At 53.9% G+C, this 25,827-nt stretch carries 27 protein-coding genes; 16 read left to right on the top strand and 11 right to left on the bottom strand.

What is annotated here, in order from left to right:
• The first annotated feature begins 31 nt into the window (after positions 1-31).
• The 14 genes from BUA85_RS00450 to BUA85_RS00385 all read left to right on the top strand — a co-directional run bounded on the left by BUA85_RS00450 (position 32) and on the right by BUA85_RS00385 (position 12,985).
• Positions 32-427 carry a DUF6524 family protein gene (locus BUA85_RS00450; RefSeq protein ID WP_072900328.1) on the top strand — a complete coding sequence of 132 codons (396 nt, stop codon included), beginning with the start codon at positions 32-34 and terminating at the stop codon, positions 425-427.
• 81 nt (positions 428-508) lie between these two features.
• On the top strand, positions 509-865 hold the full coding sequence (gene secG, locus BUA85_RS00445) for a preprotein translocase subunit SecG (RefSeq protein ID WP_072898437.1): 357 nt from the start codon (positions 509-511) through the stop codon (positions 863-865).
• Positions 866-1,037: 172 nt separating this feature from the next.
• Positions 1,038-2,681 (top strand): CTP synthase, encoded by a 1,644-nt coding sequence (locus tag BUA85_RS00440; protein WP_072898434.1) that lies wholly within the window; start codon positions 1,038-1,040, stop codon positions 2,679-2,681.
• Between the two features lie 90 nt (positions 2,682-2,771).
• Positions 2,772-3,206, top strand: a complete 435-nt coding sequence (locus BUA85_RS00435) for a tellurite resistance TerB family protein (RefSeq protein ID WP_072898432.1) — start codon at positions 2,772-2,774, stop codon at positions 3,204-3,206.
• Positions 3,203-3,940 carry a phosphate/phosphite/phosphonate ABC transporter substrate-binding protein gene (locus BUA85_RS00430; protein WP_072898430.1) on the top strand — a complete coding sequence of 246 codons (738 nt, stop codon included), beginning with the start codon at positions 3,203-3,205 and terminating at the stop codon, positions 3,938-3,940. Before BUA85_RS00435 ends, BUA85_RS00430 begins: the two co-directional genes overlap by 4 nt.
• Positions 3,941-4,012: 72 nt before the next feature.
• Positions 4,013-4,783: an ABC transporter ATP-binding protein gene (locus tag BUA85_RS00425; RefSeq protein WP_072898429.1), complete on the top strand. Its 771-nt coding sequence runs from the start codon at positions 4,013-4,015 to the stop codon at positions 4,781-4,783.
• Between the two features lie 26 nt (positions 4,784-4,809).
• Positions 4,810-5,535 (top strand): transporter substrate-binding domain-containing protein, encoded by a 726-nt coding sequence (locus tag BUA85_RS00420; RefSeq protein ID WP_072898428.1) that lies wholly within the window; start codon positions 4,810-4,812, stop codon positions 5,533-5,535.
• A 77-nt stretch (positions 5,536-5,612) separates the two neighbouring features.
• A complete protein-coding gene (locus BUA85_RS00415) occupies positions 5,613-6,497 on the top strand; it encodes an ABC transporter permease (protein WP_072898427.1) in 885 nt (294 codons plus the stop codon).
• Positions 6,494-7,300 carry an ABC transporter permease gene (locus BUA85_RS00410; RefSeq protein WP_072898426.1) on the top strand — a complete coding sequence of 269 codons (807 nt, stop codon included), beginning with the start codon at positions 6,494-6,496 and terminating at the stop codon, positions 7,298-7,300. The genes BUA85_RS00415 and BUA85_RS00410 overlap by 4 nt, the downstream gene beginning before the upstream one ends.
• On the top strand, positions 7,297-8,586 hold the full coding sequence (locus BUA85_RS00405) for a glutamine synthetase family protein (RefSeq protein WP_072898425.1): 1,290 nt from the start codon (positions 7,297-7,299) through the stop codon (positions 8,584-8,586). The genes BUA85_RS00410 and BUA85_RS00405 overlap by 4 nt, the downstream gene beginning before the upstream one ends.
• A 43-nt stretch (positions 8,587-8,629) precedes the next feature.
• Positions 8,630-9,313: a type 1 glutamine amidotransferase gene (locus BUA85_RS00400; protein WP_072898424.1), complete on the top strand. Its 684-nt coding sequence runs from the start codon at positions 8,630-8,632 to the stop codon at positions 9,311-9,313.
• A complete protein-coding gene (locus tag BUA85_RS00395; protein ID WP_072898423.1) occupies positions 9,310-10,662 on the top strand; it encodes a glutamine synthetase family protein in 1,353 nt (450 codons plus the stop codon). The genes BUA85_RS00400 and BUA85_RS00395 overlap by 4 nt, the downstream gene beginning before the upstream one ends.
• Complete coding sequence (locus BUA85_RS00390) at positions 10,659-11,963, top strand: NAD(P)/FAD-dependent oxidoreductase (protein ID WP_072898422.1); 1,305 nt, start codon at positions 10,659-10,661, stop codon at positions 11,961-11,963. Before BUA85_RS00395 ends, BUA85_RS00390 begins: the two co-directional genes overlap by 4 nt.
• A gap of 77 nt (positions 11,964-12,040) precedes the next feature.
• Positions 12,041-12,985, top strand: coding sequence for a phosphatase PAP2 family protein (locus BUA85_RS00385; protein ID WP_072898421.1), 945 nt, complete (start codon positions 12,041-12,043; stop codon positions 12,983-12,985).
• 4 nt (positions 12,986-12,989) lie between these two features.
• Here BUA85_RS00385 and BUA85_RS00380 read toward each other — a convergent pair whose 3' ends face one another.
• A complete protein-coding gene (locus BUA85_RS00380; RefSeq protein ID WP_072898420.1) occupies positions 12,990-13,949 on the bottom strand; it encodes a LysR family transcriptional regulator in 960 nt (319 codons plus the stop codon).
• A gap of 102 nt (positions 13,950-14,051) precedes the next feature.
• On the opposite strand from BUA85_RS00380, the gene BUA85_RS00375 reads away from it, so the two are divergent.
• Complete coding sequence (locus tag BUA85_RS00375) at positions 14,052-15,419, top strand: aminotransferase (RefSeq protein ID WP_072898419.1); 1,368 nt, start codon at positions 14,052-14,054, stop codon at positions 15,417-15,419.
• Positions 15,420-15,427: 8 nt separating this feature from the next.
• Here the strand turns inward: BUA85_RS00375 and BUA85_RS00370 are convergent, their stop codons facing one another.
• From BUA85_RS00370 to BUA85_RS00340, 7 genes are all read right to left on the bottom strand, one after another.
• Positions 15,428-15,670 carry a hypothetical protein gene (locus tag BUA85_RS00370; protein ID WP_072898418.1) on the bottom strand — a complete coding sequence of 81 codons (243 nt, stop codon included), beginning with the start codon at positions 15,668-15,670 and terminating at the stop codon, positions 15,428-15,430.
• A gap of 69 nt (positions 15,671-15,739) precedes the next feature.
• Positions 15,740-16,570 carry a mechanosensitive ion channel family protein gene (locus BUA85_RS00365; protein WP_072898416.1) on the bottom strand — a complete coding sequence of 277 codons (831 nt, stop codon included), beginning with the start codon at positions 16,568-16,570 and terminating at the stop codon, positions 15,740-15,742.
• Between the two features lie 96 nt (positions 16,571-16,666).
• Complete coding sequence (locus BUA85_RS16650; RefSeq protein ID WP_131802745.1) at positions 16,667-16,954, bottom strand: hypothetical protein; 288 nt, start codon at positions 16,952-16,954, stop codon at positions 16,667-16,669.
• Between the two features lie 498 nt (positions 16,955-17,452).
• Positions 17,453-17,995, bottom strand: a complete 543-nt coding sequence (phaR, locus tag BUA85_RS00355; protein WP_072900327.1) for a polyhydroxyalkanoate synthesis repressor PhaR — start codon at positions 17,993-17,995, stop codon at positions 17,453-17,455.
• Positions 17,996-18,067: 72 nt separating this feature from the next.
• Complete coding sequence (locus BUA85_RS00350) at positions 18,068-18,952, bottom strand: alpha/beta fold hydrolase (RefSeq protein WP_072898410.1); 885 nt, start codon at positions 18,950-18,952, stop codon at positions 18,068-18,070.
• Positions 18,953-19,070: 118 nt separating this feature from the next.
• A complete protein-coding gene (locus BUA85_RS00345) occupies positions 19,071-19,520 on the bottom strand; it encodes a Phasin (protein WP_072898408.1) in 450 nt (149 codons plus the stop codon).
• 156 nt (positions 19,521-19,676) lie between these two features.
• Entirely contained in the window at positions 19,677-21,473 is a 1,797-nt protein-coding gene (locus BUA85_RS00340; RefSeq protein ID WP_072898407.1) for a PHA/PHB synthase family protein, read from the bottom strand.
• An 82-nt stretch (positions 21,474-21,555) separates the two neighbouring features.
• Between BUA85_RS00340 and phaZ the strand changes: the two genes are divergently transcribed.
• Positions 21,556-22,830 (top strand): polyhydroxyalkanoate depolymerase, encoded by a 1,275-nt coding sequence (gene phaZ / locus BUA85_RS00335; RefSeq protein ID WP_072900326.1) that lies wholly within the window; start codon positions 21,556-21,558, stop codon positions 22,828-22,830.
• Here phaZ and BUA85_RS00330 read toward each other — a convergent pair.
• The 3 genes from BUA85_RS00330 to BUA85_RS00320 form a co-directional block, all read right to left on the bottom strand.
• The gene (locus tag BUA85_RS00330) at positions 22,827-23,540 is read right to left on the bottom strand and encodes an alpha/beta fold hydrolase (protein ID WP_072898406.1); all 714 of its coding nucleotides are present in this window, start codon (positions 23,538-23,540) and stop codon (positions 22,827-22,829) included. The genes phaZ and BUA85_RS00330 overlap by 4 nt on opposite strands.
• Positions 23,541-23,609: 69 nt before the next feature.
• Entirely contained in the window at positions 23,610-24,467 is an 858-nt protein-coding gene (locus tag BUA85_RS00325) for an alpha/beta hydrolase (RefSeq protein WP_072898405.1), read from the bottom strand.
• Complete coding sequence (locus tag BUA85_RS00320) at positions 24,460-25,797, bottom strand: MFS transporter (protein WP_072900325.1); 1,338 nt, start codon at positions 25,795-25,797, stop codon at positions 24,460-24,462. The genes BUA85_RS00325 and BUA85_RS00320 overlap by 8 nt, the downstream gene beginning before the upstream one ends.
• Between the last annotated feature and the right edge of the window lie 30 nt (positions 25,798-25,827).

Raw genomic sequence — 25,827 nt, 5'->3', positions numbered from 1 at the left:
CCTAGAGATTTATCTTTATCGAGTGGGTATCATGCCGTTTCTGATCAGATGGGTTTTGGCCTTTGTCTTGCTGGCAGCGACCTACAATCCAACCGGTTGGTCCTATATCACTTGGGCACAAGCAAACTGGGAAACCCGACTACCACTCACGCTGTTCTTAGGTCTCATCTTCCTCGCCGGTTATATCATCTATCTGCGGGCAACTCTCAGATCTATTGGACTTTTTGGAATTCTCCTCGTTCTCGCCATCGCGGGCACGTTGCTTTGGGTGATTTATGATTTTGGCTGGCTCTCCTTGGAGAATCCCGCTGTTTTGACATGGATCGGTATCGTCGTGCTCTCGATAGTTCTGGCCATCGGCCTAAGTTGGTCAATTGTTCGGCGTACAATCTCCGGCCAAGCAGATATGGACGACGTCAGCGAATGATCTTTGTTTTCAGGGGTTGCGACAATCGCTGACCGCATTTAGATACCGCATGTCTATGACCGCCCTGAAAGGCCCCGCTACATGGAAAATGTCGTCCTTGTCATCCACCTGATTCTGGCATCGAGCCTGATTGGCGCTGTATTGATGCAGCGTTCCGAAGGGGCCGGCTTGGGCCTTGGTGGTGGCGGTGGTGGCCCAACTGGTGGTCGAGCAGCTGCGACGGCATTGGGAAAGTTCACTTGGCTGATCGCCATCGGCTTCATCTGTACGTCGATTGCGTTGACGATCATCGGCGCGCAGAACGCGTCCGGTTCTTCTGTTGTCGATGGTCTGGATCTGTTGCCGCCAGCAGCGGAAGACGGCACAACACCCGACCTGGGTGATAGCCTGCTGCCGCCAAGTGGCGGTGACGAACCACTGATCCCGTCAGGCAACTAAGCCCTTCGTTTCACTACAACTTATGGCGTGTGGCGATTTTTTCGCCACATGATCTTGGGTTACGGGTTGATTGAAGCACCCGAATCCGACTATCCTTAAATCCCGTGATGATGCGAATGGCGACGTTCGGGATTCCACAAAATTTGGACTAATCGCGGGGGATCAACCACCTATGGCACGCTTTATTTTTATTACGGGTGGCGTTGTCTCTTCTCTTGGGAAAGGCTTGGCATCAGCAGCGCTGGGATCGTTGCTGCAGGCGCGTGGGTATTCCGTACGCCTTCGCAAGCTTGACCCGTATCTGAACGTCGACCCCGGAACGATGTCACCATTTGAGCACGGCGAAGTGTTTGTGACCGATGACGGGGCAGAGACCGACCTCGACTTGGGCCACTACGAACGGTTCACCGGCGTGCCTGCACGTAAAACCGATTCCGTTTCGTCGGGCCGCATCTATTCGGACGTATTGGAGAAGGAGCGCCGCGGCGACTATCTGGGCAAAACCATTCAGGTGGTCCCTCACGTCACCAATGAAATCAAAGACTTCATCGCTATCGGCGAAGACGAAGTTGATTTCATGCTCTGCGAGATTGGCGGTACTGTTGGTGACATTGAAGGCCTTCCTTTCTTTGAGGCGATCCGCCAGTTCAGCCACGACAAGCCACGCGGGCAGTGCATCTTTATGCACCTCACGCTGCTACCCTATCTGGCGGCCTCCGGTGAGTTGAAGACAAAGCCCACTCAGCACTCAGTGAAAGAACTTCAATCCATCGGGATCGCACCAGATATTCTGGTCTGCCGGTCTGAACAGCCGATACCGGACAAAGAGCGCGAGAAGATCGCCCTGTTCTGTAACGTTCGGAAGGAGGCGGTTGTTGCGGCCTATGACCTGAGTTCGATCTACGAGGCTCCGCTTGCGTATCATAAGCAAGGTCTGGATCAGGCGGTTCTGGACGCCTTCGGTATATCCCCTGCTCCGGCACCTAAACTTGAGATTTGGGACGACGTCTATGATCGCATTCACAACTACGACGGCGAAGTGAAGGTCGCCATTGTCGGCAAATACACGCAGCTTGAAGACGCCTATAAGTCGATCAAAGAAGCGCTGACACATGGTGGTATGGCAAACCGTGTGAAGGTGAAAGTCGAATGGGTCGATGCAGAACTTTTCGACAAAGGTGACGCGACCCCACATCTTGAGGGTTTCCATGCAATCCTTGTGCCCGGCGGATTTGGCGAACGTGGGACAGAAGGCAAGATCAAAGCTGCGCAATTCGCGCGGGAACGAAAAATACCCTACCTTGGCATTTGTCTTGGTATGCAGATGGCCGTCATCGAAGCCGCGCGGAATGTGGCTGGTGTTGAAAAAGCTGGATCGGAAGAGTTTGATCATGAGGCTGGGAAAAAGCGTTTTGAGCCAGTTGTTTACCATCTGAAAGAATGGGTTCAGGGCAACCATAAGGTCGAACGCAAGGCCGACGATGACAAAGGTGGGACGATGCGCTTGGGGGCCTATGATGCCTCTCTGGCCGAAGGATCAAAAGTGGCAGAGGTGTATGGCTGCACCGCGATCGAAGAACGTCACCGCCACCGCTATGAGGTCGACATCAAATACCGTGAAAAGCTGGAAGCCGCCGGTTTGAAATTTACGGGCATGTCACCTGATGGGCGGCTGCCTGAGATCGTCGAATGGACTGACCACCCTTGGTTTATTGGGGTGCAGTTTCATCCGGAGCTAAAATCTAAACCGTTTGAGCCGCATCCTCTATTTGACGGATTTGTTCAAGCGGCGGTGGAAAATTCTCGACTGGTTTAGGGGCTTTGCCCCCGGCGCGATGCGCCTCCCCCAAAAGTATTTGGGCTCAAAAGATTGTGGTGGGTTTAGCCCCGCCCTATGTAGGTGAACATGTTTAGTGCTTTACTCAATCGACTGATGGAACCGACCGAACCGCAGGTCGCAGATGACGACGCGCGGCTTGCCCTTGGCGCATTGCTTGTGCGGATCGCGCGATCCGATGACGATTACGCGCAAGTGGAAAAAGATCAGATCAAAGCTGTTTTAGCAGCCCGATATGGGTTGAGCGATGCGACAGGCCTACTGGCCGACTGCGAAGCGTTGGAGGCCGAAGCGCCCGATACGGTGCGCTTTACACGCGCCATCAAGGATGGCGTGGCCTACGAAGATCGCATTGGCGTGGTCGAAGACATGTGGGCGATCGTTTTGGCAGATGGCGTGCGCGATGCCCATGAAAACCAAATCATGCGAATGGTCCCCCCGATGATCGGGGTTGAAGATCAGGACAGCAACGCCGCGCGGCGCCGGATCGAAACCCGCGGATGATCGCCAGCCTGCCGATGTATTGGCGGGAAGAGACCGCTGACGGATGGCTAGCGTTTTGGGATTTAGTGCGAGAAGGCTTGCCGGATCTTCCCGATCTTATGTCCCCAGATGAGTTACCCAAAGATTGGTCGCAGCATTGGCTCGACGCAGAGCTTGCCTTGTCGATGACCTGCGGATTGCCCTTTCGAACAATGCTGAGAGATAAAGTGCAATATGTCGGGACTTTAACCATCGGTCCAACCGAGGCGTCGGGGCACTATCGATCCGCAGTTGTCACTCGCGCGGGGCAGGATTTGAACGCGCCGCTGACGCTCGCCTACAACAGCGGCGACAGCCAATCTGGGTGGGCTGCAAGCCAGACCTTTCCATCATCTGGTGATCACTTGTCCTACGGGTCACTCGTCGAAACCGGCAGTCATGCCGCGTCTCTTCACGCAGTGGCTTCGGGACACGCAGATGTTGCCTTTCTGGACGAGGTGACATGGAGGTTGCTTCAGCGCTACGATAAAGCGGCGCAATCGGTCGCGGTCCAAGGATATACAGGACACACCCCCGCTTTGCCCTTGATCGCAGCACTGGGAAACGACGTCGCGCCATTGCGAGCAGCAATCACCCATGCAGCGGAATCTCAAATGTCGCATTTTTCTGATCAAATCGGCGGCGACCTGTCTTTTAATGTCTTGAACGAAGCGGAATACTTCGCCGTTCCCCTGCCGACACCGCCCTTGACCTAAGGTCAAGGCGCGTTTTCGGTTTGCATTTCGCGACAAAATACGTCCAATGGCGTTGCTAGGGGATGCAAAACCATGACAACGCCTGTCATTCAGATCAAAGACTTACATAAGTCCTATGGTGCTTTAGAGGTTCTCAAAGGCGTCGACATCGTTGCCGGTACCGGCGATGTGGTCTCCTTGATCGGATCGTCGGGGTCCGGAAAATCCACGCTTCTACGCTGCACCAACCTTCTGGAAGATAGCCAATCTGGTGAAATCCTATTCGACGGCGAGCCGGTGAAGTGGTCGGGCTCAGGCCTAAACCGACGTCCCGCAGATCGAGCACAGATGATCCGTATCAGGACAAACCTGTCGATGGTGTTCCAACAGTTCAATCTTTGGGCGCATATGACGATTTTGCAGAATGTTATGGAGGCGCCCGTCACTGTTTTGGGGCGCGACAAAGCAGAGGTTGAAGCCTCAGCGCTGAAATACCTTGATAAGGTCGGCATCGGCGACAAATGCGATGTCTATCCCGCCCAATTATCCGGCGGCCAACAACAGCGTGCAGCGATTGCCCGCGCGCTTTGTATGGAACCAAAGGCGCTCTTGTTTGACGAACCAACAAGCGCGCTTGACCCAGAACTGGAACAAGAAGTGGTTAGAGTGATCAAAGACCTCGCTGCCGAAGGGCGCACCATGATCATTGTCACCCATGATATGAGGCTTGCCTCCGATGTGAGCGACCATGTGGTCTTTCTTCACCAAGGCAAGATCGAAGAGGAAGGCCCGCCAGAGGCCGTTTTCAAAAACCCGCAGACGGAGCGGCTTAAGGGCTTCCTTTCCGCAACCGTGGCTGCATAATTCCAACATCAAACCGGGAGAAACTGATGAAAAAACTCATTCTTTCAACTGCGCTGGCAGCTTTCGCGGCCACTGGCGTTTATGCCGACGGCCATGCCGTTGTGCGTCTGGGTACTGAGGGCGCCTACCCTCCGTGGAACTTCATCAACGATGCTGGCGAAGTTGACGGCTTTGAGCGTGAAGTCGGTGATGAGCTTTGCGCACGTGCTGAATTGACATGTGAGTGGGTCACAAACGAATGGGATAGCATTATTCCAAACCTCGTATCCGGCAACTACGACGTCATCATCGCGGGTATGTCCATCACGGATGAGCGCGACGAAGTGATCGACTTTTCAGAGGCTTACACACAGCCCGATCCATCCGCATATTTGGGTATGTCTGAGGACATCGATTTTGATGGCGGTGTAATCGCAGCGCAAACTGGTACAATCCAGGCCAACTACATTGCGTCCACAGGCGCAACTCTGTTGGAATTCGCCACACCTGAAGAAACGATTGCTGCCGTTAAAAACGGCGAAGCGGATGCGGTTCTGGCAGACGCTTCTTATCTGGCGCCTATCGCGGATTCGGAAGCTGATTTGTCCATCGTTGGCCCTGACGTGATGTTGGGTGGCGGCGTTGGTCTGGGTGTGCGCGAAAGCGATACCGAGCTGCGCGAGAAACTGACCGCTGCGATCCAGTCGATGAAGGCTGACGGCTCTCTCAATGAGCTGATCGTGAAGTGGGAAATCGGCGTTCCTTTCGAATAAGGACCGTTTGCGCCTCGGCCTTATGGTCGGGGCGCGTTTCAATTTGACCGGCGCGATATGCGCCAGATGGTGTTCTCATTTTTGCGTATTGTGTCGACCCGGCCAGCCTAGAAGGGCTCACATGGCTTAGCTGCTACCTGACCACAGGTAAGCACATGAACATCTATTTCGCCGTCGGCACAGTTCTTTTGCTCTTGGCAATTACCGCTCCAACCGCGCTTGCCTTTGGATTTGGAGGCGCGTCAGCCGCGCGCAGCAGCGTTGCTCCGCTGCGGTGGATTGGCAAAGCTTATATTTCGATCGTCCGAGGTGTACCGGACATCGCCTTTTTTCTCTTCTTTGTCATCGCTTTGGATCAGATGTTTGAATACATCCGCCACCGCTGGAAATGCCCTGAGTGGACTGATCCGGTTTACCAAGGAAATGACTTCGTTGTCTGCACGGCGGCCAAATTGCCTTTGGGCAGTGCACCGCAATGGCAGCATGAGACCTATGGGTTTTTGCTCGCCGTTTTGACCTTCTCAATCGTGTTTGGCGCCTTCGCAGCCAACGTGTTGTTTGGCGCGATGCGAGCTGTGCCGAAAGCACAACTCGAAACGGCCGCCGCTTATGGCATGACCCAGCGCCAGATCAATCGACGCATTCTGATTCCGCAAATGTGGGTATATGCCCTGCCAGGACTGTCGAACCTTTGGATGGTTTTGATCAAGGCGACACCGCTTCTGTTCCTGCTCGGCGTAGAAGACATCGTCTATTGGGCACGAGAACTCGGCGGCATTAAGACACCGCAGTTTACTGATTACCCGCATGGGGATTGGCGCATGTGGTACTTCGGGGCGCTCTTGGTGTTTTATCTTTTGTTCACCAAGGTGTCCGAAGTGGTGTTGGACCGCATCATGGCGCGGCTCACACGAGGACAAGCCACCGCAGCGGGTGAAGCGCAACGAAAGGCGGCGGCATGAGCTGCGCCCAAACCATCGCGGACTACGCCTTCCGCTCCATCGGCTACGGCGAACGGCTGCTGCCGCGCAGCGACTTCACGCTGTGTAAGCAATTCACATTGATCGGCTCTGGCATGATCTGGAACATCTACTTCGGCGTACTGGCCATGCTGATCGGGTTCGTGATCGCGACCGCTGTGGCTGTCGGAAAAGGATCATCTAACCGCCTCACCCGAAAAGCCTCCGAGTGGTTCATTTTCATCTTCCGAGGCTCGCCCCTCTTCATCCAATTCTTCTTTGCCTACTTCCTGTTCCTCGAACTCAAAACCGTCTTTCCCATCTTCAGCCCGCTGACCGCAGCCGCGTGGGGTGCCTTAATCGTTTTGATTCTGAACACCGCGGCCTACTCCGGCGAAATCTTCTACGGTGCACTGCAATCCATCCCCAAAGGCGACATCGAAGCGGCCGATGCCTATGGCCTTTCTGGGTGGAGCCGATTCAAGCGGATCACTTGGCCCACGATGCTGCGCCTCGGCTGGCCCGCTTATACAAACGAAGCCATCTTCTTGTTTCACGCAACAACGCTGGTGTTCTTTGCTGGCTTTCCGGCACGACAGCAGCGCGGCGACGCGCTCTACTATGCGAACTATTTCGCGGATAAGACGTTCAACCCGTTCATCCCCTACCCGATCCTCGCTGCCTATTTCATCCTTCTGACCCTGATTGTGATCTGGGTCTTTGGGCGAGCTAACACGAGGCTCAATCGGCACCTGCCGCAGGATGCACATCGCAAAATCCGCTACCGTCCGCAGCTTCTCAGATGATGGCCCGAACCTTTCAATGTGGCGCCGCGGATCTCAACGGCCAATTGCGTGGGAAGCGTCTACCGGTTGAGATGGCCTCAAAAGTCGAAAAGAACGGCATCCGGTTCCCCCTCTCCGTTTTCAATCTGGATATCTGGGGCGAAGATATCGACGATAGCCCACTGGTTTTTGAATCCGGCGACGCCGATGGGAAAATCCTGCCGACGGAGCGCGGGCCGCTGCCGCTGCCGTGGCTATCTGAGCCAACAAAATTGATCCCGCTTTGGGGCTTCAACGAGGACGGATCGCCCTTCGCAGGCTGCCCACGCCAAGCCTTGAAATCCGTCGTCGATCGGCTGGCGTCACACGGGTTCACTCCCGTGGCAGCGAATGAGATGGAGTTCTACCTCACTGACGACAGTGGCCCTTTGAAGCCCATTGCATCAGAGCCCGGTGGGCAAATCATGTCGCTCCGCGCGCTTGACCGGCTCGACCCATTCTTCGCTGAACTTTACGAAAGCTGTGCCGCATTGGGTATAGCGGCAGAGGCTACGACGTCGGAAAGCGGTACCGGTCAGTTCGAAGTGACGATCCAACACTCGGCAGACGCCTTGAAGGCAGCCGACGATGCGTGGTTTTTTAAACTGCTTGTGCAAGGCCTCGCCCGCAAACACGGAATGGCTGGAACTTTCATGGCCAAACCCTTTGCCGAGGATGCTGGGAATGGGATGCATTCCCACGTGTCCCTCCTAGATGCCAAAGGTTCGAACGTCTTTGCGGATGGGTCAGCGACCGGCACCGTCCTGCTTGAAAACGCTGTGGCGGGATGCCTCACCGCGCTGCAAGACCTCACCCTGATCTTCGCGCCTCATGCCAATAGTTACGCACGCATGGTGCCCGGCGCCCATGCTCCGACTGGCATCTGCTGGGGGCATGACAATCGCACCGTGGCCGTCCGCATCCCCGGCGGCGATCCGGCGGCGAAACGCGTTGAACATCGCTTGGCGGGAGGAGACGTAAACCCTTACCTCAGCTTGGCGGCAATCCTTGGATCAATGCTGATCGGCATCGAGGAATCGTTGACCCCACCAGCACCTGTCAGCGGCAACGCCTATTATCAGGACCTCGATCAAGTACACGAAGACTGGGGAAAGGCGATAGACGTTTTCGAGCAGTCTGGGACTGTCGCGAAAATCTTCGACCCCAAGCTGATAAGCTATTTTTCAGCCACAAAACGGCAGGAAGTCCGGCGCATGACGTCGCTGTCGGATCAAGATCAACTGCGCAGCTACCTTGACAGGGTCTAGTGTTCCCGTCGAAATACGCACGAAACAACCCCATTGGTGATCTATGAAAATCGGCATTCTCCACACCGGTCACGCCCCGGACGAAGTTCTGGGCGATTTGGGCGACTACGACGCCATGTTCGCGCGCCTCTTGGACGGCAAAGGCTTCACGTTCCAAACATGGAACGTGGTGGATATGGAATTTCCTTCCGACGTGCACCAAGCCGACGGGTGGTTGATCAGTGGCTCCAAACATGGGGCTTACGAAGATCACCCCTTCATCCCGCCACTCGAAGATTTTATCAGGGCTGCTTACGACGCTGAAGTTCCGACGGTGGGCGTCTGCTTTGGACACCAAATCATGGCTCAGGCCCTCGGCGGCAAGGTTGAGAAATTCAAAGGCGGTTGGACGATTGGACCACAAACTTATGACTGGGGTGGTACGCCTTGGGCATTGAACGCGTGGCATCAGGATCAAGTCATAGAGCGCCCTTCAAGTGCGACCGATCACGCAGGCAACCAATTCTGCGAAAACGCGATATTGGTCTATGGCGACCGCGCCTTTACCATGCAACCTCATCCGGAATTCGGCAAAACCATGATCGACGCGCTCATTCAATACCGGGCGCAAGGCGTTATTCCCAATCAGCAGATCGCATTGGCGACCCAAGGTTTGGACGCTGCAAATGACGAGATGAAAATGGCAGACATGATCGCCAGTTTCTTCAAAACACGTGAGGTCGCATGAGTTGGCGCAAAAAGATACCACAGGCGGCCCAAGACTATCTTGAACAGAACCGTTTGGACGAAGTTGAGTGCGTCGTAGCCGACCTCCCCGGCATCGCTCGGGGAAAGGCCGTTCCTGCGGCCAAATGGGAAAAGCAAAGCCATTTCCATCTGCCCAATTCGATCTTTTTCCAAACCATCACAGGTGGTTGGGGCGAAGCGGCCGGTCCCGAGGGGTTTGTCGAACCGGACATGGTTCTGAAACCTGACATGAACACGGCAACAGCAGCCCCATGGACGGACGATGGCACCCTACAGGTTATCCATGACGCCTTTACAACCGATGGCAAACCCGTTGGATTTGCCCCTCGAAATGTTCTGAAGCGCGTGGTTGCGGCGTATAAACGGGCTGGGTTTACGCCTGTCGTTGCCCCTGAGATGGAATTTTATTTGGTGGCTCGGAATACCGATCCTGCCAAAGCGATTGAGCCGATGATGGGTCGAACCGGTCGCCCTGCAGCAGGTCGCCAGGCTTATTCGATGACAGCAGTGGACGATTATGGCCCTGTGATCGATGACATCTATGAATTTGCCGAAATCCAAGGCTTTGAAATTGACGGCATCACTCAAGAAGGCGGCGCTGGTCAGTTGGAGATTAACTTGCTCCACGGTGACCCCGTCGATCTGGCGGACCAAGTGTTCTACTTTAAGCGGCTGATCAAGGAAGCCGCGTTAAAGCATGATTGCTTTGCAACCTTCATGGCAAAACCCATCGAGGACGAACCAGGCAGTGCGATGCACGTGCATCACTCGATCCTTGATGCCGATGGCCAAAACATCTTCACCGGCCCGCAAGGCGGCGAAACGGATGCGTTTTTCTACTTTATCGGAGGTTTGCAGGACTACCTGCCGAGCGTCATTGCAATGTTGGCCCCTTACGTGAACAGCTACCGCCGCTACGTCCGCGATCACGCGGCCCCGATTAACCTCGAATGGGGACGGGACAACCGTACCACCGGCATTCGTATACCGATCTCGACACCAGAAGCGCGCCGTATCGAGAATCGCCTCGCCGGCATGGATAGTAACCCTTACCTCTGCATCGCAGCCTCATTGGCTTGTGGTTTGCAGGGCATCCGTAAGGAAATCCGGCCTGACAAGAGGTTCAAAGGCGATGCCTACGATGGTGAGGACGATATTCCGGTCGGTCTTTATACCGCACTTGATTTGTTTGATGAGGCGAAAGACCTCCACAAATTGCTCGGCGAGGATTTCGCCCGCGTCTATTCGATCGTCAAACGCGCAGAGTATGATGAATTCCTGCAGGTCATCTCACCGTGGGAGCGGGAACACCTGCTTTTGAACGTATGAACCCGCTCTTTCGCAACGACCGCGCGGGCGAGTTTCCCGATAGCTGGTACGCGGCTAGCGCCGACATTCCGGCTAAAAGAACAGATCTCAAAGGTCAGCATAACGCCGATGTCTGCATCATCGGTGCAGGTTTCACAGGCCTGACAGCTGCACTTAGGCTCGCTGAAACAGGCTTCGACGTCATCATCCTTGACGCTCACCGCGCCGGTTTTGGTGCGTCGGGTCGAAACGGCGGGCAAGTCGGAACAGGGTATAACTGGGGACAAGAAGACCTTGCCAAAAAGATGGGCGATGGCCCTGCTCGAGCCGTTTGGGATCTCGCCGAAATGTCAAAGGCTGATATTGCGGAACTGGCTGGAAAATACGCGCCCGAGGCTCGGCTCACGCCGGGTGTGGCCCACGGCGCATATTCGCAAAAGAAAATCCGCGAGATTCATGAAGATTGCGAATTCCAAGCAAAAACATACGGCTACACTCTTAATGAGCCATTAGATCAGACCGCCTTCAACGATCTGGTCAAAACCAAAAAATATCGCGGCGGCGCACTCGACATGGGCGCAGGCCACATCCACCCCTTGCGTTACGCGTTGGGCTTAGCAAAGGCAGCGGAAGCCGCCGGTGTGACGATTTACGAAGGTTCACCTGTTCATAACGTCACCAAAGGCGATCCGGCAAAGGTCCAGACCGACAAAGGCCAAGTCATGGCCAAGCACGTGATCTACGCAGGCAATGGCTATCTTCCGAACATCGAAGATAAAATCGCAGCCAAGGTGATGCCAATCAACAGCTTCATCTGCGCAACAGAGCCATTGGGAGACAAAGCCGCCGACGTCCTCGCTCGCGATATCGCCGTCGCCGACGACAAATTTGTGGTGAATTACTATCGTATGTCAGAAGACAATCGGTTCCTTTTCGGCGGGCGCGAAAACTATGGCATCGGTTTTCCCAAAGACATCTCCACCAAGCTGATCGAACGGATGGAAGACCTTTTCCCCCAACTCAAAGGCGTCGGGATCGATTACGTTTGGGGCGGCACTCTCGGCATCACAATGACCCGCCTTCCCTGCGTACAAAGGCTAGAACCGAACATTTGGTCCGGAGCTGGTTTCTCTGGCCACGGCGTCGCCCTTTCTGGCTTCACCGGCCGCGTCATCGCAGAAGCCATCGCCGGTCAGGAAGAGAAATTCGACGCGATGGCCAAGCTGCCCGTGCCGTCCTTCCCAGGCGGAAGCACCTTCCGGATGCCACTGCTGACGCTGGCCATGACATGGTATGCTCTGAGGGATAGATTGGGTATTTGATCCCCCACGAATAGCCGCGATCCTGCCCTATTCACGCTCAAATCCTGCGATACCATTCTACCAACTGGGAGCAGGCAATGACGTCGACGACAACCGATACCGCAACCGCAAAGCCAGAGATTTGGCTCACCCGACAGGAGGTTATCCTGTTGATAATGCTTGGTGTTATCGGAGCTCTCGCCATTTGCGTTGTCACACTTCTTGACCGTCAAGTCGCATGGCCGGTTTTCATCAGAGTCCTGGTTATCAATGCCGGCCTGATGGCTTTCGGCGCAGCAATTCGAGCATATCGAAGCATGGAACGCATGGGCCTCGCTATGATCGCGGTGTCTTTTTACATGAGCTTTGGGATCTTCATGTTGATCCTCTCCAACAGCTTTTTCCCGGTTGTGGGGCCAATCATCGACACGCAACTGATCGAGATAGACGCCATGCTAGGGTACCACTGGGCTGGCTTTGTAGGCTGGCTCGCCGAGTATCCGACCTTGGGAAAACTCCTTGGTCCAATTTACACAAGCTCACTTATCCAGTTGGCCATACTTTTCGGCGTACTTGCTTGGTACAATAGCGCACAACAGATCTACCACCTGGTCGCCTGTGGAACCGTTGGGCTTGCTTTGACCATGGCAATCTGGATTGCCATTCCAAGTTTCGGACCGTCTGCGTATCAGCCCATTTCACCCGAAGTCGCAAACGCAATAAACCTCTTTACCGACAACGCTTACGGCGCCACCCTTCTGGACTACGCCAAAAACGGTATTCCGATCATATCGCCTGAAACCGTGAAAGCGACCGTCGCCTTTCCGTCGTTTCATATCATCATGGCCTGCCTGACCGTATGGTTCGCGCGCGGCACAATTGTATTTTGGCCAGTTGCAATCCTAAACACACTCATGATCCCAGCAACACTTTCGCATGGCGGCCACCACTTGATTGATCTGATCGCAGGTATTTTGGTTTTCTTTTTAGCTCTCAGAATTTCGGCTTGGTTTCTCAAGGAACCTAGAAGCGCGCAGGCCTAAGACCTCACAAAAGGCGCAACTGCCCTTCGAGCCAGGGAATGTCATTTACCGTGGGTCTAACGATCATTTCGTCAAGCAATGGCCGTATCCGTTCTGCGATATCCGCTGGCAGTTCACCAAGAACATTCCGTCGTGCGGTGAGCGAAATCGTCCGTGTAAACGACCCGAAAGGCAGAGGTAGGATATCCACCTCGTGGCGGAAACGCCCAGTATGCTTCCAAGCAAGCGGTGTTGTGATCGCCCAACCGCCGCCCTGCGCCACCATAGCCATGATCGCTGCATAGCTATCCAACTCAAAACGGTGCCTCAGCTTGATATTGAACCGCGTCAAATGATCTGCGATTAACCGCCCCATATAGTGTCGGCTGGTGTAGTTGATTAACGGCAAACGTCTGAGCGATTTCTCGACGTCCTCACCCACTTTGCCCTTCGGTGCTGCAACAAAGAACGGTTCAACCAAGAGCGGGTGAACCTCTCGATCATCCGTGTGCTGACCGATATCTGCCGCAACAATCACATCCAAGGCGCGCGCCTCAAGCCCGTCAACCAATCGATGTGACGCATCGGTTTCGAGGGTGAAGTGACAGTTCATTAAGTCTTTCCCCAGCTCACGCAACAGCGCCGGTGTCACGTCCGCATCGATGTCTTCGATCATGCCAAGTCGAAAACGTGTCAGGCGGCTTAAGTCGGCCATAGCCAGTTCCGCCTGTGCGAGCGAGGCTTCATTCAAGATCGTGTTCGCACGGCGGAGGAACATATCTCCCGCCGGCGTCAACGACACAGGTCGAGCACCACGGTTCAATAAGGTTGTCCCGACCGCTCCCTCCAGATTGGTGATCTGCTGACTCACCGTCGCAGCTGATGCGCCTAGACGTCGTGCAGCAGCTGTAATCGAGCCTTCCTCAGCGGTCGCGACAAAAACCTCAACACCCCAAAGCGTAAATTTGCCAGCAGTGATGTTCATCTTGACCCCATCGTTGCGTCAACTTGGTTTTAAGCGGTCGCAGTTACGATTGTAAGCCCGCAATTCGCGCCCTACACTCTCCTCGATTCTGGGAGAACGATCATGAACAAACATGCGCCAAACTCGTGGGAAGCTCGGGCCGACGAACATTCCTTCTATGGATTCACCGATCTACCAACCATCGACGACCGCGGTGCAATTGTTCTGACCCATGGCAATGGCCCTTATGTCTACGACGTACACGGACGCGAGTATCTCGACGGCAACTCCGGCCTTTGGAACATGGTCGCGGGCTTTGATCACAAAGGCATGGCCGAAGCGGCCAAGGCGCAATACGATCGCTTCCCCGGCTACCACGCCTTCTTTGGCCGCATGTCTGACCAAACCGTCATGCTGTCTGAGAAGCTGATCGAGGTCTCACCCTTTGAACGCGGTAAAGTGTTCTACACCAACTCCGGTTCTGAAGCGAATGACACAATGGTCAAGATGCTTTGGATGCTCGGCTGGGCCGAAGGCACACCGCAAAAACGCAAAATCATCACGCGGATCAACGGCTATCACGGTGTCACAGCAGTTGCGGCATCGATGACGGGTAAGCCATACAACCACGTCTTTGGCCTGCCATTTGATGAATTCATTCACGTCGGCTGCCCGCACTACTGGCGCTTTGGCCACGATGGCGAAACCGAAGCCGAGTTCACAGCCCGTTTGGCGCAGGAACTTGAAGATACGATCCAGAAGGAAGGCGCCGATACCATTGCTGGATTCTTCGCAGAGCCTGTCATGGGTGCTGGCGGAGTGATCCCTCCTTCTGAAGGATATTTCCAAGCCATTCAGAAGGTTCTGAAGAAACACAATATCCCACTGATCTCCGACGAAGTGATCACCGGTTTCGGGCGGACTGGCGAAACGTGGGGCTGCCAGACCTATGACTTCGTGCCCGACGTCATCATCAGTTCCAAAAACCTGACGGCTGGCTACTTTCCAATGGGCGCTGTAATCCTCGGTCCAGAAATGACTGACCGTATGCAAGCCGCTTCAGAGAAGTTTGATGAATTTCCGCACGGCTTCACCGCTTCCGGCCACCCGGTTGGCTGTGCCGTGGCTCTCAAAGCCATCGACGTGATCATGAACGAAGGCCTAATCGACAACGTCCGCACCCTAACGCCGCTATTCGAAGAAGGGATGGCGCGGATTGCGGAACATAAAAACATCGGGGAATGGCGCGGCAAGGGCCTCATGGGCGCTTTGGAAGCTGTAGCAGACAAGAATACCAAAGAACCTTTCGACGGCTCTCTTTCGGTGTCTGAACGGATTGCCAATGCCTGTACAGATCAGGGTCTCATCTGCCGCCCACTCGGCCAGGCCATCGTGCTGTGTCCGGCGTTTATCCTAACGCCCAGCCAAATGGATGAGATGTTCGGCAAATTGGAAAAGGCTCTGGATGGCGTGTTTGCTGAAGTGGGCTAGCGGCCCCTTCACCGAAGCCCGAGGAGTTTGATCAGACCTGCGTTCTCGATTTCCCAATCTTTGAACAGCAGGTAGGCTTGAACATTCTGCTCTCTGGTCAAAGGTTGGGTCACTTCAGCGCCACTGATAAGCCGCTTCACCTGTTGATAAGTCTCATTGCAGGCAAAGCGTTCGGTCTGTGTCAGCACATGCGCCTCAGCTAAAGCTGTGCATTGGTAGTAAGCGCTCACGTATGTCCAAAGCTCATCCATAAGGTTAAGCTAGCACGAAGACCGTGAGCGCCCATTCACATCTGAGAGAGGCTGTAGTTCCGAACGAAACTACTCTGTCGTCTGAATAATCGTCCGGGTTGGGAACGGAATTGGGATGTCGTTGGCATCGAGTGCCTCTTTCACCTTCCGTTTCATATCCGCCTGATAACCAAAGTAGTCATCCGATGCACACCAAACGCGCACAAGAAAATCGACCGAGCTTTCGCCAAGCGCATTGACCTGAATGAACGGCTCTGGATCGCTCAGCGACCGTTCATCGGACATGATGGTCGCGCGGATCGTCTCTTCGGTCTTTTTCAGATCGGCACCATAACCGACACCAAACACCCATTCTGCACGCCGTGTGTCGTAGGATGAATAATTGACGATCGTGTTTCCCCAAACCTGAGCATTCGGGATGATCGTCTGAACGTTATCGGCGGACGCCAACTCAATATAGTTGAGCGTGATGTCCTTAACGGTCCCCAAATTCCCATTCAAATCAACAAAATCGCCTAAGCGGAAGGGACGGAAGATGATGATCATCACCCCAGCTGCGACATTCGACAACGTACCCTGAAGCGCGAGGCCGATGGCCAAACCGGCGGCACCGATGATGGCGACGATCGAAGTCGTCTGCACCCCGAAGGTGTTGAGAACAAAGAGAAACGCAAATCCAAGAACGATGTATCTGGCGATGTTGCCCCCAAAGGCGAGCAATGTCGGATCAACATCGGGATACTTCGTTCCCATTTTGACAAACCGGCGCTTCACCCAACCCGCAAGCCAAAACCCAACAATCAGGATCAGAATGGCCGCAACCACGTTCCCCAATATCCCGACCAAGTTCTCAACCGAGAAGAACTGCGCAATCGCATCTGTATTCAGATTATCACCCATGGCGTTAAATCCCACGTCCCTGTTAGCTACACCTCAGTACAACCATGCGGTTTGGGTCGGGTCAATGGGGCTGGGTATTTGGAGGCGAGCCAGCTATCATTTCAAGCCCACAACGTATCCATGTTCGCGAAGATCTTCCTGCGCCTGCCACACATCGTCAACACTAGTTTGATAACGGAATATTTTGAAGCCATTGCACTGCTCGGCACCCATCAAGTCAATATCTACAAAGTCCATGCCGTTTCCGGCGACAAAATCTGGCGCGTAGTAGAAATTTCCGTTGCGGCCGAGTTGAGTGATTTGCCTCAATCGATCACCTGAAAGTTCTCCAGACAACAACCCATCTTGTCTTGTACCGTCGGCTGCAGCGACGAGGTACGACAATCTAGGACCACCAGTGTCCGAGATGACAAATGCCGGAACACAACCTCTAGGGACGGAGACCCTTGGATCAGCAGTTCGGACTGTTGACACAAAAAAATCGTTGCAACTGGCGCGATCGCCACGAGGCCAATTGTCCCAAGTCAAGACCCCGCTGTTTCCATCGATCTCCCATTCATTGGTTGTATAGACACAGGGGCTGCGTGCCGAGCTCCAATACGCTCGCCCAAGCACGAGTTCCTCCGTCGGGAAAACGAGAGAGGCATCGTAAGCGATTACTTTTATTGCTTCCCTCGCAATACTCGCCTCAACTTTGCGAAAGGAGTAACTTGCAAACCAAGCCCACAAAATGACAAGAACCACGCCACAGAACGCAAGCCCAAAAAGAAGGATGCTAGCAACATTTCTGGCTAGAGGTCTAATCAACGAAATTCTTTCACTCGTTCAGCATTACGCTAAAGCTGCTGAGTTCCCTCACGCTAAATTGGTTAGAAAAATAACCTATTTCCCCATCTTCGACAGCTTTTCCTGCAGCGAAGCCAATTGATCCTTAATGTCGCTCAGATCATCGCCGCTTTCTGGTTTTTCGTCAGACGATGCGCCAGACATCATCCCACCTGTCATCGCTTTGAAAAACGCCTCTTGCTGCGCGCGCATTGCGTCGAAGCCCGGCATTGAAGCCATAGGGTTCATGCTGGTCATGTTTTCCATCGCCTTGGATTGCCCTTCGCGGAGCATTTCAAAACTGGCTTGCAAGAACTCTGGCACGACAGAAGCCGCTTGACTGGTATAGCTCCGCACCAAATCGGTCAGCACGTCGACCGGCAAAACACTTTCGCCGCGGCTCTCGTGTTCCGCAATGATCTGTAGAAGATACTGTCGCGTCAGATCGTCACCCGATTTCAGATCAACAATCTGAACTTCCCGCCCCTCACGGATGAAGGTCGCTATATCCTCCAATGTCACGTAGTCGCTCGTTTCGGTATTATACAAACGACGGCTCGCATAGCGTTTGATCAACAGAGGTTTTTCGGCAGCAGCCACGGTGCGTCCCTCCCAAGACATATTGCGGTGCAGAGAAGATTATGCCGCGATTGCGAGAAAACCAAGTGAAAGTTACGATGTCAAATTAGAAGACAAAAATGGCATAGTAGTCTGCAAAAGGTCCTCTGGGCGTTCTTCGGCGATGTAGTGGCCACAAGGGATAGTTCCCCCAATGACATTTTCGGCCCTTTGTCTCCAAAGCGCCAAGCAATCGAAATGGGCCTCAATCGCGCCCTTTGAACCCCAAAGTACTTGGATCGGACAGGTCACTTTTTTCCCGCCATCGGCATTGTCGTGCTCAATGTCGATCGTCGCGGCGGCGCGGTAATCTTCACAAGCGGCATGTATCGTCGCTGGATCAGAAAAGCCTTCGATATAGGCCTGCAGCGCTACCTCAGTCAGCGCCTCGCCGCCGCTCCCCCAGCTTCCACACTTGCGGCGTACGAAGGCTTCGGGATCAGCAAGGATCGCATCCTCAGGTAAGGGCGCGGGCTGGATCAGAAAGAACCAATGCCAATAGGTTCGCGCGAAAGAATCCGTGGTGCCTGCATACATCTCTCGCGTTGGCGCAATATCCAAGATCACCATGCGCTCCACCTGCTCCGGCCAATCCAAAGCCATCCGGTGCGCGACACGCGCTCCTCTGTCGTGCGAAAGAACACGGAAAGTATCAAAGCCAAGCGCTTTCATGACACCGATCATGTCAGCGGCCATGGCTCGCTTTGAATAGGGCGCATGGTCAGCTGTGGTTGGTGGTTTTGCAGATGCGCCATAGCCGCGCAAATCCGGACAGACGCATGTGAACTGCTTCGAAAGCTCGGGCACAACTTTATGCCACATCACATGTGTTTGCGGATAGCCGTGAAGCAACAACAGCGGTGGCCCCTCGCCACCCACACGACAAAAGATTTCGACACCATCTACGGTGATCGTCTGTTTGGAAAACCCTTCGAACATGATGGCAAAGCTAGACGTCTATTTCGATTTGCCAACAAAAAAACGGTCCGCGGGAGGAGGTGCGGACCGTTTTCCAGTATTGACGACCTGAAAAGGGAGGAGGAGGTCGCCTATCTGATTACTTTGCAGCGGCAGTTGCTTTCTTCGCAGCAGCTGTCACTTCAGCAGTTGCTTTCTTTGCAGCAGCTTGAACTTCCTCGGAAGCTTCTTTGCCAGCAGCCATCATCAGTTCAACTGTCTGTGTCTGAACTTTTTTCGCGATTTCAGCGAAAGCAGCCATGTGCTCAGCAGCAGCTTCGGCGGATGCAGATGCGAAGTCTGTTACTGATTTTGCGTAGTCAGCTGGGTCAGCCTTTGCAGATGTCAGTGTGGACAGCTTGGAATATGTGTCGTTTGCCCATTTTGCAGAAAGCTCTGTAGATTTCTGAGCAGCTTCGATATTCACTGCGGACATTTTCTCAGCAAGAGTTGCTTGAGATTTGAAGGACTGTTCCATTGCTTTCGTGTCGATTGGGAATGCGCCCATGATGTCTTTGAAAGCAGCTGTGAAGTCTTGTGTCTTAGCCATTGATCTAACCTTTGTGTTCGGTGCGGGCTGGAGGTCTCTGGGAGGGACCGCGTTAATTCGATAACGTCAAGCTAATTGCCGCACCGCAGCATTTCAAGGTTTTTTTCTGCATTGCAGCAAAAAAATTTCTGCAATCACAAAATAGTTGATTTTTATTTATTTTCCAACGACATACGTGCCTGGAGCAGATGCTAGAACCTCATATCCAGCACTTCCAATCTCACGTGCAGGCACTTTTTTGCCTGACTTTTTCGCCAACCATGCCCCCCAACGTGGCCACCAAGACCCCTCATGTTTGTCTGCATCGGACAACCAATCATCCGGAGTCAGGCCCATTTCAGGGTTCGTATAGTGGCCATACTTCTTTTTGCTCGGCGGGTTGATGATGCCCGCGATATGGCCGGACTCAGACAGAATGAATGTCTTATCCTTCGACCCCATGCCTTGCACACCACGATAGCTGCTTTTCCAAGCTGCTATGTGATCCGTTTCGCAGGCAATCGCGCACATTGGGATCGTGACGTCTTTCAAGCTTACGGTCGTTCCCGCGACCTCAAACCCGTCGGTGGCAAGTCTGTCATTCTGGCACAGCCCGCGCAGATATTCGACCGACATTTTCGCGGGCAGGTTCGTTCCGTCCCCGTTCCAGTACAACAAATCAAACGCCGGAGGCGCCTTACCCATCATGTAGCTTTTGATCGCTGGTCCATAGATCAGGTCATTCGACCGCAGGAAGGAAAACGTCCGAGACATATAGAAGTGATCAAGGTAGCCTGATTCCGTCACTTCAGCTTCAATCCCGTCGACAAAATCATTATCGAGGAAAACGCCAACTTCACCGCGGTCTGAGAAATCCGTCAGCGTGGTAAAGAACGTCGCAGAGTTAACGGAAGAATCTTTCCGTTGCTTCATTAAAGCGAGCGTGATTGAGAGTGTTGTTCCTGCGATGCAATATCCCACCGCATTGACCTTTTTAACATCACAGATCGATTTAACCTGATCGATAGCCGTCAAATAGCCCTCTTCGACATATTCGGTCATGCCGACGTCTTTGTAAGTCTCATCGGGGTTCACCCAAGAGACCACAAACAGCGTGAACCCCTGATCAACAATCCATTTGATCAAGCTGTTCTGAGGTTTCAGATCCATTACATAGAACTTGTTGATCCACGGCGGGAAGATCACCAAAGGTGTTTCATGCACCTGTTCCGTTGTCGGCTTGTATTGGATCAGCTCAAACATCCGATTTCGATAAACGACGGATCCTTCAGTAGTCGCTAGGTTTTCACCTAGTGTGAAAGCCTTTTTATCCGCGAGCGTCACGACCAAATCGCCGTCGTTAGCCTCAAGGTCGTTGATCAGGTTTTCCAGCCCTTTCACGAGGCTCTCACCATCAGTTTCGGCGGCCAGTTCCAATGCTTCCGGATTGGTAGGCAAGAAATTTGTCGGGCTAAGCATGTCAATAATCTGCTGGCTGAAATACTCGACCCGCGCTTTTTCGCCCGCTTCCATATCATCAATGTCGTCGACAGCTTGCTGGATCGCGGCGGAACTCATCAAATATTGCTGTTTGATAAAGTTAAAATACGGGTTCGTTTCCCACATCTCATGGCTGAACCGGCGATCTTTGGGCGTTTCATCTGAAGGCGCTTCAAACTTGCCCTGCATCATCAAATGCTGCGCTTCGACGTAATGCTTTACCGACTTCGACCAATATTCGAGCTGATGCTCAAGAATTTTCGCCGGATTTTGCGCCATCTCGGCCCAATAGGCACCAACAGCTTTTGCATAGAGGTCTGGCGCCGGCCCTTGCAATGCTGCAGGCACAGCACGACCTTTCCCCATTACGTTGAGCAATCGCTGCGTTAACTCTTCTGCTCGCGCAAGATTTGCTTCTAACTTGTCAATATTTTTACCAGATGTTGCGCTTTCGCTGATATCTTCGGTTGTCATACGCGCATCTCCGACTTACTTTGCACTTGCAGCATAATCTTGTTTAATGAGTGTCCGAGTCTCAATCAGGAAGAAAACAGACATGAAATATATGATGACTTACGACCTGATGGAGACGGCCCGCAACACCAATCAATGGTTGGGCGCCACCGCACATGCCTTTGCCTCCTACCCTTTTATGTCAATGATGCCCAATCCTGCAATGGACTGGGTCAAAGCTTGGGGCGAAGTGACGGAGCGTACCTTCGCCCGGATGGTTGTTAAGCCAGACTGGAACATCCCGTCTTTCACCGACGAACAAGGCAAAGATCGCGTTGTCTCGGTAAATACGGTTGTTGAACGCCCATTTGGTGATCTGATCCATTTTCATGCCAGCAACCGCAAAGGCAAAAAGCCAAAACTGCTTTTGGTTGCTCCAATGTCCGGCCATTATGCGACACTCCTCCGCAAGACTGTCATCAGTCTACTCCCCGATTTCGAAGTTTACGTGACAGATTGGCACAACGCGCGTGACATCCCCGTCAGCGCCGGAAAGTTCGATGTAGAAGATTACACCCTCTACCTCGTTGACTTTATGAAGGAGCTTGGGCCTGACACACATGTGATGGCGGTTTGCCAGCCTGTTCCTCTCACGCTCGCGGCGACGGCCTACCTTGCGGAAGAAGACCCGAAGGCACAGCCGCGGTCCCTCACTCTAGTAGGTGGCCCTGTCGATCCGGACGCAAACCCAACGGAAGTTACTGATTTTGGTCATTCGGTTACCATGGGGCAGCTGGAACAAATGATGATCCAGCGCGTCGGCTTCAAATATGATGGCGTCGGGCGGATGGTTTATCCGGGCCTACTTCAATTGGCATCTTTCATTTCAATGAACTCTGAAATGCACTCCACAGCCTTCCGCGATCAGATCATTCGCGCTGCGAAAGGCGAAACTTCGGATCACGATCGTCACAATACGTTCTATGACGAATACCTCGCCGTGATGGACATGACGTCAGAGTTTTACCTCTCGACAGTCGAGCGGATTTTCAAAAACCGTGAGATCGCCAAAAACGAATTCGTTGTGAATGGCCGCAAAGTCGACTTCAGCAAGATCACCAACGTGGCTGTCAAAATCGTCGAAGGCGAAGAAGATGACATTTCGGCGCCGGGCCAGTGCCTTGCAGCCTTGGACTTGCTGACGGGCCTCCCAGACGAAAAGAAAGCCGCTCATCTAGAGCCCGGCGCAGGCCACTACGGGATTTTCGCGGGCAAAAGCTGGCGCAACAACATCCGGCCCCTTTTCTTGGAATTTGTCGCCGCGAACTCGGGCGATCAGAAACCAAGAAAGTCGGCCAAAGTCGTTTCAATCAATTAACGCAGCACCATCGGCTGGCGCATCCACGCGCGCAACTGATCAATCACAATCTCTGGCTGCTCTAATGACGGCAAGTGTCCTGCTCCTACGACAATCTCCAGCTTAGATTGCGGCATCATCTCTGCAAGGAATTCATGCCGGCGGATCGGCAAATGGCTGTCTTCATCGCCACATAGAATAAGCGTCGGCTGGCTGACTTTGCGCAACGTCGATTGCTGATCTTTGCGCCGCTGCATCGCACGCGCTTGCCGGACATAGGCCTCGGGGCCTTGATAAAGCGCCATATCCCGCACCAAATTCCCAACTTCCAAACGGTTCGGACCATCAGCCAGCCAATCGAGCGGCATTTCTTTGTCGATCACGTCGTGAAATCGACCTGACCGCGCCGCTACGATATGCGGCTCGCGCGCCGTGGCCATTTGCGGTGTTTCAGCAAGCGGAGTCGTGGAAACCAATGCCACGCGCGTCACCCGTTCGCTAGCGCGTCGCAGGATCTCCAAGGCAACGGCGCCGCCCATCGACATGCCAACCAGAGCAAATTTCGACGGCGCCCAACTCAAGATTTGGCTGGCGATCTCCTCCATCCGCTCGCCCTGAGTGGTTGGGGCGAACATGACTGCATGATCTGTCGATAGTGCCCCGATTTGCGGGCCAAAGACACGGGCATCGCACAGAATTGGTGGGATAAAGAGGATGGGTTCAGCGGCCATCGAAACACCTGAAAACGCAAAATCAGATTTACGTTTACAACGCTGCCGGACAGCCGCAAGGCGATTTGGCTAAATCTTGTTGACCCAGTCCAAAATATGCTCAGCAAGCGGTTCGGTCTGCTTCGGGCTAAAAACGTCACCGGCCATCACATGCCCCATTTCATCGTCATCAGGCCCCTGATTCAGCCGGAGGTGCGTCACCGGCCCGCCCCATGCTCGGATCACCTTTGTCGCACGTTTTGCGCTGATGACCTGGTCCTTCTCGTTTAAAGCAAAAAAGGCCGGCGTTTTCAGCGACGCATAGCCCACCTTTCGCGCACGACGCACCGCCTCCCCCATCGGATAAACAGCAGAGATCGGATAGGTCGTCGTCCAATATTGAGCGTGGCCCTCATTGTGGATCGGAAAGCTGCGTTCTTTTCCAGCCAAGAGATGCCCATAGTGTTTGATGAACGGCAGATCCAAGACGAATTGGCCAAGCACACTCCGCAAACCGAAATTCGGAGATACAAAGACAACGCCCGCAGCCTTCTGGCCTGCCGCCAAGGCCAATGTGGTCAGGGTACAACCGGTCGAACAAGCGATCACGATCACACGCTCGCCAATCGCCTGCCCAATCTCGAAGGCTTCCTTGGTGTCCGCCATCCACCCGTCAAAGGTCGCCGCGCCAAAGGCCGCCCCATCCTGACCGTGGCCTTCTAACCGCGCAAAAAATAGATTGGCGCGCAAGGCTTTAGCGATGATCTGCGGTAAGGGGGACAGCTCCCCTGAGGAAGCCGAAAACCCGTGGATAAACACCACAGAATAAGGCGTTTGCCGGTCCTCCTTCGCCGCCCATTGGATGCGTTTCTCGCACCCGGGGCGCAGGGCGGGCACAGTCGCCTCGCGCTGGGCCAGCCGCGCCCCTATGCCAGCCAGTTCAACCAAGGGCACGCCGTTGCATCGGCAAGTAAATAAAGATCAAAGCCAAAAGTGCCACTCCTAAGATGCTCGCGGGGATCAGAGTAATCGAATCTTGCAAAGTTGCCAGCGCCTCCACACTTTGATCAACAGCACCTTCGGTCGTTTCCTGCCATCCCGCAGATGCAAGGATGAGGCCCAAAACGGCAGGCGCCAAAGCGTTCGCCAATTTTTGACCAAAAAGCCAAATCGCCGAAAACGCCCCCTCTAAAGCGATGCCGCTTTCTTTTCGGGTGATGTCCATCAAATCAGGAAAAATCGCCCAAGGGATTTGCTGGTATGCGCCATTCGTAAACCCTGCGATCACGAAGAGGCCCGCTATGGCCGTGACGTTGACCGACGGCAAGGCCATGTTCAGCACGTAAAGCAACACCATATAAAGCGCCAACCCAATGGAAAGCGCTCCAACCTTGCCTATCCGATGTGAGAGCAACACCCAAACCGCTTGGCTCAGAATCGCGCCCACTACAAAGGCCGCGAACATCAGGCTCAAAACCGAAAGGGCTTGAGCAGCACCTGACAAAGCCGTCTCTCCGTTATCAAGGATCAAATAAATAGCCCCAAATGGCAGCCCTGCCGTGATCAAAGCGACGGCCAGCGTCATCACGCCATAAAGTACCACAAGAACCATGAAGGGCTTATTGCTCGCCACTAGGCCGAATGCCTTGCCAAGGCTCACCTCTTCGGGTGCTTCGCCGCGCGGCGCGTTGCGGGTCGCGAAGATCGAAATCCAAATCGCCCCGACCATGAGTGGCGTCACCATCAAGGTCGCCATCGCGTAACCAAAGCTGCCTGCCAGTCCGGGGATCAGCGCCCCGCCGATCAAAATTCCAACGCTGGCAAAGGCCATGCGGAACCCAGTCATCGAGGACCGTTCCTTCGGATCGTCGGTAATTTCTCCGGCCTGCGCGCTATAGGGGATCGCCACCATGGTGAAGCCGACCGTCGCGACAAGGAAAAACGCAATAACCCAAAGCAAGTTACCGGTACTGCTAAAGCCAGACGGCACCGCAAACATACCAACTGTCCCAGCAGCCATCACGAGCGCTCCCCAGAACATCCAAGGCGCACGTCGGCCCCAGCGACTTTCTGTCCGGTCACTTAAGTAACCAACCAGCGGGTCCGTCACCATATCAAAGACCAAGACGGCCGTTGTGACAAAGCCAGCAATTCCAACAGGAACGCCAAGAAATGCTGTTAAAAACGTGAGGATAAGAAGTTGTTTTACAATGACAAAAACAACAATCCCCATATCAGCCAACCCCCAGCCAGCCTTTTGCCCTAACGATAGTGCCATGCGATCCTCCCAAACGCGTTTGAACCACTC

This window comes from Cognatiyoonia sediminum (assembly GCF_900129845.1).
Lineage (GTDB): Bacteria > Pseudomonadota > Alphaproteobacteria > Rhodobacterales > Rhodobacteraceae > Cognatiyoonia > Cognatiyoonia sediminum.
Note: the sequence above shows the minus strand (reverse complement) of the source record. Positions and strands in the feature narration are given on the sequence as shown.